Source organism: Solwaraspora sp. WMMB762 (assembly GCF_049179115.1).
GTDB lineage: Bacteria > Actinomycetota > Actinomycetes > Mycobacteriales > Micromonosporaceae > Micromonospora_E.
The window spans coordinates 1,157,543-1,170,182 of sequence record NZ_JBMHMD010000001.1 but is presented as its reverse complement, the minus strand read 5'-3'; the positions used below and the strand labels follow the sequence as shown (position 1 = coordinate 1,170,182).

Annotated in this window: 7 protein-coding genes; 5 read left to right on the top strand and 2 right to left on the bottom strand. The window is 72.4% G+C overall.

Annotation, left to right across the window (positions count from 1 at the left end; translation table 11 throughout):
• Positions 1–63: 63 nt before the first annotated feature.
• Positions 64–645, top strand: a complete 582-nt coding sequence (locus ACN27J_RS05535; RefSeq protein ID WP_421364202.1) for a sigma-70 family RNA polymerase sigma factor — start codon at positions 64–66, stop codon at positions 643–645.
• Here ACN27J_RS05535 and ACN27J_RS05530 read toward each other — a convergent pair.
• A complete protein-coding gene (locus tag ACN27J_RS05530) occupies positions 596–1,897 on the bottom strand; it encodes a LysM peptidoglycan-binding domain-containing protein (RefSeq protein WP_421364200.1) in 1,302 nt (433 codons plus the stop codon). The genes ACN27J_RS05535 and ACN27J_RS05530 overlap by 50 nt on opposite strands.
• A gap of 188 nt (positions 1,898–2,085) precedes the next feature.
• Between ACN27J_RS05530 and ACN27J_RS05525 the strand changes: the two genes are divergently transcribed.
• The gene (locus tag ACN27J_RS05525; RefSeq protein ID WP_421364198.1) at positions 2,086–3,948 is read left to right on the top strand and encodes a S8 family serine peptidase; all 1,863 of its coding nucleotides are present in this window, start codon (positions 2,086–2,088) and stop codon (positions 3,946–3,948) included.
• Positions 3,949–3,958: 10 nt separating this feature from the next.
• Here the strand turns inward: ACN27J_RS05525 and ACN27J_RS05520 are convergent, their stop codons facing one another.
• The gene (locus tag ACN27J_RS05520; protein ID WP_421364196.1) at positions 3,959–5,581 is read right to left on the bottom strand and encodes a ricin-type beta-trefoil lectin domain protein; all 1,623 of its coding nucleotides are present in this window, start codon (positions 5,579–5,581) and stop codon (positions 3,959–3,961) included.
• Positions 5,582–5,847: 266 nt separating this feature from the next.
• Between ACN27J_RS05520 and ACN27J_RS05515 the strand changes: the two genes are divergently transcribed.
• From ACN27J_RS05515 to ACN27J_RS05505, 3 genes are all read left to right on the top strand, one after another.
• The gene (locus ACN27J_RS05515) at positions 5,848–9,213 is read left to right on the top strand and encodes a S8 family serine peptidase (protein WP_421364194.1); all 3,366 of its coding nucleotides are present in this window, start codon (positions 5,848–5,850) and stop codon (positions 9,211–9,213) included.
• Between the two features lie 363 nt (positions 9,214–9,576).
• A complete protein-coding gene (locus ACN27J_RS05510) occupies positions 9,577–10,011 on the top strand; it encodes a hypothetical protein (protein WP_421364192.1) in 435 nt (144 codons plus the stop codon).
• 22 nt (positions 10,012–10,033) lie between these two features.
• A complete protein-coding gene (locus ACN27J_RS05505) occupies positions 10,034–12,631 on the top strand; it encodes a TIR domain-containing protein (protein ID WP_421364190.1) in 2,598 nt (865 codons plus the stop codon).
• Positions 12,632–12,640 lie beyond the last annotated feature (9 nt).

Here is a 12,640-nt window from a genome sequence, read left to right as displayed (position 1 = left end):
CATCATCGTCGACCTCCATACCGTCGCGTAGAGCCAGCCACTCGTACGAGGACGACAACGAAGATGACCGTGCACCCCGGCGCTGCGTCGGCATCAGCCGGCCTCGACGCGCAGCTGCGTGCGCTCTACGACGGCCCGGCGCCGGGCCTGTTGCGCTACCTGGTCCGGCTCACCAACGGGGACCGGTACCGGGCCGAGGACCTGCTGCAGGAGACCCTGGTGCGGGCGTGGCGGCACCCGGAGTCGCGCACCGAGACTGGTGAGTGGCGCAGGTCCTGGCTCTACACCGTCGCCCGCAACGTCGCCATCGACGACCTGCGGACCACCCGCCCGGTCGAGCTCGTCGGGGACCTGCTCGACGACCATCCGGACGACGACGACCCGGTCGAGCGGGTGATCGATGCGGGAGTGGTGCACGCCGCGTTGGACGCGCTGCCGGAGCGGCAGCGCACCGTACTCGTCGAGGTCTATCTGCGCGAACGATCCGGCCAGGAGGCCGCGCAGCGGCTCGGGGTGCCCGTCGGCACGGTCAAATCGCGCACGTTCTACGCTCTGCAGGCATTGCGGGAGCTGCTCGACCCCGTTGCCGCGCCGGTCAACCATCGACTATCTGCAAGGTCCAGCGGGCCGGCGGCCCTGCGGTGACCACTATCGGCACGGTGGCCGGGGTTGGCCGTTCGACCAGCGCCGCCAGTGCCGCCAACTGACTCGGTGCGGGGTCGGTGACCAGGGTGACCACTGTCCGTGCCGCGTCGTCGTCGGCGAGTGCAGGCAGGTCGGCGGGGTAGCGCCGGCAGCCCGGCGGCAGCGTGGTGAGCCCGTCGCCGACGACGGTGACGGCGGCCCCGGCGGCCAGCAGCCGGGTCGCGAGCAGCCGGGCGACCCGTTCGCGGGCGTCGGCCGACCCGGTCACGGCGAGTACGTCGGGCGCCTGCCGCAGCTCGATCCAGAACTGCCCTCCGGTGCCGGTGCCGACGTCGAGCGTCGTCTCCGATCCCGGCTGGTCGGTGTCCGGTTCCGCCGACCGCCAGCCGTACGGCGTGTCGCCGCGTGGCCGCCTTAGGCCGGTCAGCCGCAGTACCGCCGGATCGTCACCCACCCGCAGCCGCACCTCGAGGTGGGCGAGCCGACGGTCGTCCTCGGCCGAACTCTCCGGTGGCCCGGTCGTCGGCATCGGGTCGGAGGTCGGGGCCGGCCCGGCGGTCAGGTCGGCTGCCGGAGCCGGTCCGGTCGCCGGAGCCGGCACCAGCGCGGACGCCGGCCGGACTGCCCTGGACGCCGGCCGGACTGCCCTGGACGCCGGCCGGACTGCCTTGGTAGCCGGTCGACGTCCGCCGCCTCGGCGCAGCACTACCACCGCGAGAGCGAACAGCCCTACCGCGACCATCGCCGCCCCGCCCCGCAACAGCAGTTCGGATCCCGGGTCCGGCTGCCGCGCACCGCCGACGGTCGGCAGCTGCGGCCCGGTCGACACACCGTCGGCTGCCGGCAACGGCCCGTACCGGACGCCCGGACCGCGCGCGTCGTCGGGCAGCCGTAGCACCCAGCCCGGCTCCAGGACGGTCGGATCGGTCAACCGTCCACCGTCGGGCTGCGTCCGCCCCACGTTCAGATCGAAGATCTCCGGGTACCGTCGGCCATCGCCGAGCGTGCGAGCGGCGATAGCGAACAGGAAGTCCCGCTCACCGCCCGGCTGCTGACCGACGACGTAGTACCGCACGTTGCCCGTGGTCGCGGCATCCTGGGTGGAGCTGACGTCGGGTGCCGGACCAGCGCCGGCCGGTCGGGCATCGGCCCACCCGGTCGGTACGCTGACCGCCGTCGCGCACACCGCGACGGCGACGATCCGGCCCGCCCGCCTCACCAGGCCGTGGCGGATCTCCGATCGGTGCCGCATGCCCACTCCTGCCGCTGCGCGGGACGGCCCCGCCAACCATCAAAGCTCTGCCAACGCTGGGACGAAGCAGCATATGCAAAGGTTCACGATGTACTTCCCTAGTGGTGGTGAACCTAGGACATCGCGCCGTCGTCCATGCCGTAGCGGACCGCCGGATCACCGGCACCCGATCAAGGAGGAACGATCTGATGAGGATGCGCGGCGGCCGCGTACCGGTCGCCTTCGGCCTGCTCCTCGCGGTCATCGCCGCTGGCCCGCTCGGCGTCACCGCGCCGGCCGGAGCGGCGGGCGGTGCCGTCGCAGCGGTACCGGTGCACCGGTCCGCCCCGGACCCCGGGCCGTCCGGCAGCTACCAGCTCTACTACGTTGTCGCCGCGAGCGTCGACGGCCGACCGGAGAACCTCTGGCTGATCGCCAGCCGGCTGCTCGGCGACGCCGACCGGGCCACCGAGATCTTCGACCTCAACGCCGGTCGGCCGCAGCCGACCGGCGGCGCTCTGGTCGATCCGAGTGTGCTGCGGGCGGGCTGGGAGCTGGTGCTGCCGTGGGACGCGGTCGGGGAGGGCGTACGGTACGGCCATCTCAGCCCGGTGAGCGCCCCGACCAGCCCGGCACCGTCACCCCGGCCGCCGGCTCCGGACGCGACGTCTACTCCCCGCCCCGGGGGCACCGGCAACGGCCAACCGGGAGGCGGGCAGCCGTCCGGTTCCCCACCGGGCCCGACCCCCGCCTCGCCGTCCGCCTCGCCGACACCGACAGCGAAGCCCTCGGCGGGGGCGAGCCGGCCACCGGGTACGGCCTCCGGCGCCCTGCCCTGGCTGACTTCCGGCTGTCAGGCGAGCTTGGCCGACTGGGGGCAGCCGTGGCCGGCGCTGGACCAGGTCTGGTCGCGTAGCCGAGGGGCAGGGGTGACCGTCGCGATCGTCGACTCGGGGGTCGACGCGACGTTGCCGGAACTGACCGGCCGGGTCACTGCGGGGGCGGACATCGTGACCGGGGCCGGGCGGGCCGGCACCGACTGTCTCGGCACCGGGACCGCCATCGCTGGGATCGTCGCCGCCGACCACAGCGCCGGCTCCCGTAGCGGAGTGGCACCGGAGGCGACCGTGCTGCCGGTGCGTCTGGTCGAAACCGATGCGCGGGCCCGGATCACCGATCAGGTGACCGCGATCGAGGTGGCCCTGTCCACCGGGGCCGGGGTTCTGATGATCGGCGGCTACGTCGACCTGTCCGACCCGCAGGTGGTGCAGGCTCTCGCCGGTGTCGCCGAGCACGACAGCGTGGTGGTCGTGCCGGCCAGGTCCGGTGCGGACCTGGATCCGGCGCCCGGCCCACCTGACGCGGTACTGCGGGTCGCCGCAGTCGACGAGCAGGGCACGCCAGTGGCCGAGCACCCGGCCGGCGAGGTGGACGTGGTGGCACCGGCGGTGTCCGATACCGAACCGCGCGACGCCACGGTCTACGCGGCGGCCTATGTGGCGGGCGTCGCCGCGCTGCTGAGGTCCGCGCAACCGGATCTCACCGCCGCCGAGGTCGTGCAACGGCTCACCGAGACCGCGGAACTCGCGGCTGCGGCCGACCGGGACGACGAAGTCGGCTGGGGCGGTGTCGACCCGGTAGCGGCGATCGGTGCCGGCGGTGCCCGTCCGGGTGGTCCTGTCGACGACGGCGCCGGCGGATCCGGCGCGGCGGCCGGCTGGCCGTTGGCGGTGGCGTCGGTGGTGCTGGTCATTCTCGGTGCTCTGTTCTGGGCCCGGCGCAGACTCGGTGCACCGGTGGAGGCGGCCGCCGCCGAGGCGGCGGACACCGGAGCCGGTGCCCGGGGCGGCGGCGAGTCCGCCGTCCGGCCGGCGAACTCCTTCGCGGCCGAGGACGACCAGACGTCCGTCGCCGGCACCGACCCGGCGGGTACGGGGTCGCCCGGCGGTGCCACTGACCTCGACGGCGGCGGTTCGACGGCCGCGACGACCTCGACGGACACCCGGGTCACCACGGTCCTCGACCTGTCGCAGGGGCGGCCCGCGCCTGGGGCGAAGCCGCCGCCGGCCTGACGTCAGCCGGTCAGCGGCGGCTCCAGCTCGCGTTGGCCTGACCGGTGCAGGGCCAGAGGATGACCTGGCTGCCGTCGGCGGTGCGTCCGTCGTACACGTCGACGCACATCAGCTTGCCGCGTGCGTCGGAGGCCTTGAGTGAGGTCAGGTCGTCGGCGCCGTTGAGGTAGAACCGTTGAGCGGCGGTGCCGTTGCACCGGGTGCTGCCGATGACGGTGAGGTCCGCCGTCCGGCCGTTGGTCAGGTCCATGCACATGCCCTGGGAGCGGATCGTGTCGTCGGGCAGGAACTCCCACAGCTGGTTGGCCGCCCCGGTGCAGGTGGAGATCGTCAGCGGGGTGGACCGTTCGGTCTGCGGCCCGTGGTGCTGGGTCAGGCACTTGTCGGAGGCGTGGCTGACCAGTTGCCACCGGGTCTTCGGCGCCGGGGTGGTCGCCTTCGGCGCGATGCTGCTGGGGGCGGGCGTGGGGGCCGGCGTACCGGCTGCGGCTGGCGGCGGCGTGCCGGCGGCGGGCGCCGGGCTGGGGTCGGCAGCGGCCGACGGCGATGGTGCCGCCCCGGTACCGAGCCTTGGATCCGCCGCGTAGAACTTCTCGTGGCCGTGTACCAGTGCGGTGAAGGCGGCGAGGGTGGAGGAGCCGTCGACGTCACCGGCGGCCTGGATGGTGCCGGCTCCCCACTGGTACGCGGCCAGGGCCAGCGGGTACGGGTCGTCGCTGAGCGGCGTCATCTCCTCGACGAGGCGGCACATGGTGCGGCCCAGCGCCGGGATGGCCACCTGCGCGTCCCACGGTGTCGCGTCGCCGGCTGCCTGGACGTACTGGACCCATACCTGCGGCAGGAACTGCGCGATGCCCTGACCGCCGGTCGGGCCGAGCAGGTTCGGGTCGAACCCGGACTGGGCCATGATCTGAGCGGCGATCCGGGCCGGTGTCACCGTCGGACAGACCCCGCCGGCGGTACGCACGGCCGCGAGGTACTCGTCCGGTACGGCGACCGGCGCGGCCCGGCTGACCGTCGCCTGAGCCGCCGGTACCACCGCCGGGGTCGGATCGGGAGTGCCGGTGCCGCCGAAGGCGGGGTAGAGGGCGTACCACCGGGTGTATCCCTCGACGGTGTCGACGTAGTCGCCGGCGGCGGTCGGCACCCCGGCGGCGGCGCGTACCTCGGGCACGCCCAGTTGGTGCGCGGCGAGCGCCAGCTGCCACGGTTCGCCGGGCACCTGCGCGACCCGTAGCGCCCCGACCAGCTGGCACATGTGCCGGGCGAGCGCGTGGATGCTGGCGCTGCGGTCGGTGGGTTGCGCCTGCGGCCAGGGTGCCCAGCGGCGCCACACCGGGTCGGTCAGCCCGGCGACACCCCTACCGCCGCTGGCGCTGACCGCCTGCACCGGCTCGGACCTGAACTGCGACGCCGTCATCAGCTGACCGGCCAACCGGGCCGGGGTCAGCGCCGGGCAGGACCCGGCTGCGGCCATGACCGTGCGTTGATCGTCGGCCGGCACGTCGGCGCCGCGCAACATCCCGGCGGCGGTGGCCGGGGTGAACTCCACCGAGGCCACCATGGTGCACAGCGCCGCGGCGGACAAGACCGCGCCGGCGATCGCCCGGCGGGTACCGGTCGTCAGTTTCACGATGACTCCTCGTCGGTGGCTGCTCCACGGCAAGGACGATCAGCCGGCCGGCGAGGTTCAGATCAGGGACGAGGACTGCGGCGACGCCCGGTCCGGTGCCGGGCGGCGCGCAGACCGGCTGACGCCGAATCCGTTGCATTGCCAGCTTATTGCCCGGCATTGTCACAGTAAGTCGACTTCAACCCTTTCCTCCGGTGGTCGGCTGTGTAACGCTGAGGTTTCGCGTCTGCCCGACGTCCTGACAGACGTCCAATGGGGAGGTATTGGTGACACGTTCGAGAAGACTCGCGGCGGCCGGACTGGCCGCCGTACTCGTGATCGGGCCGGGGCAACCCGGCCGGGCCGCGCCGACCGACGGTGCGAGCGCCGGTCGGACATCGATCGGACAGCAGTCGGCGGGGGAACGCACCACCGTCACCCTGATCACCGGCGACCAGGTCACCGTTACCGGTACCGGCGCCGCGGCACTGCGTCCGGGCGAGGGCCGCGACGGCATGCAGTTCCGCACCTACCGCATCGACGGTGACCTGCACGTCGTCCCGAGTGACGCCGCTGAACTGGTCCAGCGCGGCACGCTGGACAGCAGGCTGTTCAACGTCACCAAGTTGATCGAGTGGGGCTACCACGATGCCGCGCGGGACACCCTGCCGCTGATCGTCACCGCCGCTCCGGGAGACACCGCCACCCGTAGCGTTGCGGCACTCGCCGCCGACGGTCTCGACGTCCGACGTGACCTGCCCGCGATCGACGGTGCGGCGGTGACCGCCGACAAGTCCACCATCGCCGACCTGTGGTCCACGGTGTCCGGCGGCCCGGCCGCCCGTGGCACCGAAACCGGCATCGAGCGGATCTGGCTCGACGGCAGACGGCAGATGCTGCTGGACCGCAGCGTCGCGCAGATTGGCGCGCCCGCCGCCCACCAGGCCGGGTTCACCGGCGCCGGCGTCACCGTCGGGGTGATGGACAGCGGCGTCGACACCGGACACCCCGACCTGGCCGACGTCGTCATCGAGACGCGCAACTTCACCGACGCGCCGGAGGAGGGCGACACCGCCGGCCACGGCACCCACGTCGCGTCGATCATCGCCGGCAGCGGTGCCGCCTCCGGCGGCAAGTACCGGGGCGTCGCCCCGGACGCGAAGATCATCTCCGCGAAGGTCTGCCCCGGCTCGTTCTGCGACGACTCCGCGATGATCGACGCGATGCACTGGTTCGCCGTGGACAAGCAGGTCCCGGTGGTCAACATCAGCATCGGCGGTGGCGACGGACCGGAGATCGACCCCCTCGAGGAGGCGGTCAACACCCTCACCGCGCAGACCGGCACCCTGTTTGTCATCTCCGCCGGGAACGCCGGCGCCGAGCGTACCGTCGGCTCACCCGGCAGCGCCGACGCGGCGCTGACCGTCGGCGCGGTCGACCGCGATGGTTCCCTGGCCGACTTCTCCAGCCGCGGCCCCCGGGTCGGCGACGACGCCGTCAAACCCGACATCACCGCACCCGGTGTGGACATAGTCGCAGCCCGAGCCGAGGGCACCACCCTCGACATCCCGATCGACGAGCACTACGTCTCCGCGCCGGGCACGTCGATGTCCGCGCCACACATCGCCGGCGCCGTCGCACTGCTCGCCCAGCAGCAGCCGGACTGGAGCGCCACGCAGTTCAAGTCCACCCTGATGGGCTCCGCCGCGCCACACCCCGGAACCGCTGCGTACGGCCAGGGCGCCGGCCTGGTCGACGTGGCCCGCGCCATCACCCAGACGGTGACCGCCGAGCCGGCCAGTGTCTCGTTCGGCCGGGCGATCTGGCCGCACCAGGACGACGAGCCGATCACCCGGTCCGTCACCTACCGCAACACCGGCACCGAGCCGGTCACTCTCGACCTGACCTGGGAGATCACCGGACCGGCCGACGCGAGCGTCCCGGCCGGAATGTTCACCACCAGCGCCGCGCGGGTCGAGGTGCCAGCCGGCGGTACGGCCAGTGTCGACGCCACCGCCGACACCAGTGTCGACGCTACCGACGGCTTCTACAGCGGCCACCTGGTCGCCACCGCCGGGCAGACCCGCGTCGTCACCCCCGTCGGAGTGCACCGCGAGGTCGAGAGCTACGACGTGACCCTGTCGCACATCGACGTCGACGGCGAACCGTCGGCGTCGTACTGGACCGCGCTGGCCGGCCTGAACAACTCGTACTTCGACTACCCGTACGACGAGGACGGCACCATCGTCACCCGGCTGCCCAAGGGCGCCTACGGCCTGTTCACCGCCATCGACGCATACGACGGGCAGGACCGGTACACCGGCAGCGCGATCCTTGCCCAGCCTCGGATAACCGTCACCGGGGAAACCGCCGTCACCCTGGACGCCCGACAGGCCGCACCGGTGCGGGCCACGGTGCCGCATCCGGCCGCCCGGGCCGCGATCGTCGACGTCACGGTCGGCTTCGACACCGTCGACGGCCCGCTGGGCATCGGCTCCGCGTACCCCGGATTCGACGGGTTGTCGACCAAGCAGCTCGGCGACGACGACCCGGCACCCGGGTTCAGCTCCGCCATCTCCCACCAGTGGTTCAAGCCGGACCCCGACGGCGGGTACGCGAACAGCCCGTTCGCCTACGCGTTGAGCGACGTCGTCGACGGTCGGCTGCCGACCGGATACCAGCGCGACTACACCACCGACGAGCTGGCCCGGGTCCGCCAGGACTTCCGGGGCACCCCGACCGGTGACATCTCCGACCGGCTGCTCGTCGCCGAGTTCGACGACCCGGCGCTGGGCGGGGTCGGCGAGGTCACCGCAGTGCCCGTACCCGGTGAACGGATCGAATGGTTCAGCACCGACCAGGTGTCCTGGTTCTCCGACCTGTACTTCTCCAACTCGGTCGAGGGCAGCTGGCCGGAGCCGGTGTCGTTCCTGTTCGACCCGGCCCGCGCGTACACCGCCGGCGGCCGGCACACCGACACCTGGAACCGGCCGCCGTTCGGCCCGGCCATGCCGGCCACGCCGCTGCCGCGCGGTTGGGCCAGCCGACTCGGCGACGAGATAGTGGTCGAGGCACCGCTGTTCGGCGACGCCGCCGGGCACGCCGGTGACTCGCAGACCCTGACCGCACGTACCGCCCTCTACCGCGACGGCGAACTCGTCGACGAGTGGGACGTCGCCGGGTTCGGCTACTTCGTCGTCCCGCCCGGTCAGGCCGACTACCGGGTGGAGACCACCGCCACCCGCGACGTCAGTGACCTCGCCACCGAGGTCGCCATGGCCTGGACCTTCCAGTCCGGTCGGGCAGGCGGCGACGAGTGGCGTCGGCTGCCGGTGATGGTGGCCCGTCCCGCGCCGCCGGTCGACGAAGCCGGTAACGCCACGGCCGGCGAACAGGTCGACATCCCGGTGACGGTGCGCCGGCAGACCGGGGTCACCGTCAACCTGGACGCCCTGTCGGTCGAGGTCTCCTACGACGAGGGGACCACCTGGCTACCGGCTCCGGTGCGCGCCGACGGCCGTAACTGGGTGGCCACCGTGCAGCACCCGGACAGCGACGGCTACGTGTCGCTGCGGTTCGCTGCCGAGGACCGCCAGGGCAACACGTTCAGCCAGACGGTGATCCACGCCTACCGGCTGGCCGCCGCCGACTGACGTCACGCACACCGCGAAGGGCCCTGGTGGCCGTGACCCGTACCCGGGTCACGGCCACCAGGGCCCGCGTCGTCTTGCGGCCGGATGCGTTGATCGACTTTGCCTGGTCGACTCGACACGCCGACACCCCGTCAGATCAGCAGCATCCGATCACGGCAACCCCGTCCACAGCCGCCCCGGTTGTCCACAGACCACGCTGGTGACGGCCGCGCAGGCGGGGCCTGACGGGGCACCCTCTGCGGCAGGACTCGACCCGGCCGGGCCCGGCGGGCAGCGCTCGGCTACGCCGACGGGCGGGGTGCGTTCAGCCACCTGACCGCCCTGCACCTGTGGGGGCTGTGGCAGCCGGCCACCGGCGAGCCGGTGCACCTGACGGTCCCGGCGACAGTACGGCTGAGCAACCACCCCGGGCTGGTGGTGCACCACGTATGCGGGTTCAGCCTCGACGCGCCGCAGACGCTGACGCGCCACGGGGTGCCGGTCACCCGGCTGGACCGGGCCCTGGTCGACTCCTGGCCGCTGCTGCCAGCCGGTGAGCGGCGCGGCCCGGTCATCCAGACGGTGGCGGGGCGGCACAGCACCCCGGAGCGTATCGCCGCGGCGCTCACCGGGTGCCGAAGCTGCCCGGCCGGGCGCAGCTGCGGGACCTGCTGGGCAAGCTGGCGGCCGGCTGCCACGGCCCGTTGGAGATCTGGGGGTCACGACCACTTTAGGTGGTGCACCAGCCGCCGGCGGCTGGTGCACGACACCGCCGAGGTACGCCGGGAGATCCTCGCCGTGCTGGCCGCCCGCCGCTGACGTCTTGCAACGATGAGTGACGATGGAGAAAACCGACGCGCACGTGCTGATCGATGCGGAGGAGCCAGTGCCTCGCAGGTCTGCACCGGGCGTCACCGCTTCGGTTGCTGCCGGCGTCGTGGCCACCGTCTCCGTGCTGGTGATCGCAGAGGGCGTCGCGCACCTGGTCGTCGTGCCGGTGGCGGTGGTGACCATCACGGTCCTGGCGATCTGGCGCTTCGGCACCATGTCGAGTGGGGCGGTGGTGACCGGCGGGGACCCTGGTGTTTCCGGACGGTACGCGTTCGTCAGCTATGCGCGGCAGGACGCGGCGTACGTCCGACGGCTGGTGGCCCACCTGCGCGCGGCGGGCGTCGGGGTGTGGATGGACGATCAGATCGCCAGCGGCGACCGGTGGGACCGGGTGATCAGGGACAGACTCGGCGCGTCGGTGGGGGTGATCCTCGTCGTCTCGGCGGCTTCGGAGCGGTCGCGGTGGGTGGCCGAGGAGGTGGAGCATGCCCAACGGCAGCACAAGCCGATCTTTCCGTTGCTGCTGCAGGGGCAGGTCTGGTTCGGGCTCGGCCGGATCCAGCACGAGGACGTCACCGGCGGGCGGCTGCCGGGGGAGCGGTTCATCGGTCAGTTGCGCGGATTGACGGCGTCTGCGGCCGATCAGGTTCGGGCCGATCAGGTCCGGGCCGACCCGGGCGGGCGCGCCGTCGCGGGTGTCGGGTGGCACCTGCTGCCGGTCCCCACTGCTGGCTGTGTCGATGTCGGGCCGCTGCTCGCCGGCCTGAGCGGGCATGCCGGGCATCGGATCGATGTGCTGGTCGGGCCGGATGACGCCGGCAAGTCGACGGTGCTGCGTGCACTGGCCCGGCACTATCAGACCGCCGACGAGCGGACCCGCTACCTGGACCTGTCGCTGGTCAACTGGCGGGAGGAGCTGCTGCGCGGCGAACCGGCGACGGTGCTGCTGGTCGACCACATTGACCGGACGGCCGACGAGGACGGGCTCAGCAGCGCGTTCGACCTGTTCGACCGGGTGCTGCCGACGCTGCTCACCGCAGGTGTGCGACGGGTGACGATCGCCGTGACGTCGGACTGGGCGGCGCGCTTCGCTGAGGCGTACCGGCTGACACCCCAGGCCGTGCTGTTCAACGCGACCCCGGGCGTGCGGTGCCAGGTGCACGTGATCCGGCCGTACGACCTCGATGAGATCACCGAGCTGTGCCGTACGCTCGGCCTGGACCCGGCGGACTTCGCCGATGAGGCCCTGCGTCGCGCCGGTGTCCTCGCGATGGCCCGCAGCGCACCCGCCGACGAGCGGAAACTGACCGCCTCCGGGGTGCGTGATCTGCTGGCAGCCCGCTGGATTCAGGCGGGCGGCACGGTAGCTGATCGTGAGGCGCGTCGGGGCATGTGGCGGCTACTCGGAGAGTTTACACTTGCTAACGATCCGTTCATGGTGACGCTGTCGCGGATGTCGTCACTGCTGAGTGGATCGCGGGTCGAAGGCCGGTACGGCAGCGCGCAACTGCGAGCACAGCTCGGGGGACCGCTACGGTGGGAGGCCGGATACGTGCAGCCTGATTCTCCAGCGTGGGCGGATCTCGCCGCCGCCCGGCGGCTGAGTGATCTGTTGAGTGACAGTGAGCTTCGGCCGATCGGCACTCCGCTGCGGGTCTCGGTGCTGGATGTGCTCAGCGAGCTGGTCGGCAGCGCTGAGCTGGCCGCGTTGGTGGATCGCAAGCTGACATCGCTGGCCGGGCTGGATTTCGACCAGACCGGCTACCTCGGGCCGGTGTTGGGCACGCTGCGGGCCCGTCTGCCGGCCGGTCGGGTGCTGGAGTTCACCGATCTCACCCTTCAGGGCCCGGACCACTCCGAGGTCCGCACGATCGAGCCGGCGGTCGCCGCCACTGTAGAGGGCGCGCTGCTGGCGGCGATGCAGGGCGCGGTCGCCGCGTTGATCGAGGCGTTGCGCGCCACGCCGGATACGGAGCACAGCTGTTTCCGGGGCGGGGAGCTGATCTGGTGGGCGGCGCGGGCCTGGGCCGCTGGGTTGCCGCTGCGCACCTTCGCGGAGACGGCGTTGACGGAGCTGTTGCCGAACGACGGGTCGTGGCGGTACGAGGACATCCTCGATGTGGCGGTCACCGGTGCGACGACGAGCCTGATGCGCCGCAACGCGGAGGGGTTCGATGCGGCCGTGCGCCACCTGACGGATGCGGGGGCGGAGTATCTCGCCGACGTCTGGGACGGCATCAACGACGGGGCGTGGGACCAGATCGACCGCAGCACCCGGTCCTACGTCGCCGCCTTCGACCTGCCGGAGTCGGTGGCGAGCACGCTGGTCGCCCGGGGCTGCCGGATGCAGCGGGCACATCTGGGCCGGCAGGATGTCCGGGGTTGGCGGCTGCTCGACTGCGAGTTGATGTTGGCGGATTTCCGGTCGTGCACCAATGTGCACCTGGCCGACTTCACCGGCTCGAACTGGTGGTCGGCGATCCTGCCGCCAGCGGCCAGATACCACCTGTCCCGCCAGTGCGTCGCGGAGGATTTCCTGGCCTGGTGCGCACGGCCGCCGTGGATCAATCCCTACTACACGAGACCGTGGCCCGCACCGTTCGCATGATAGGTGAGC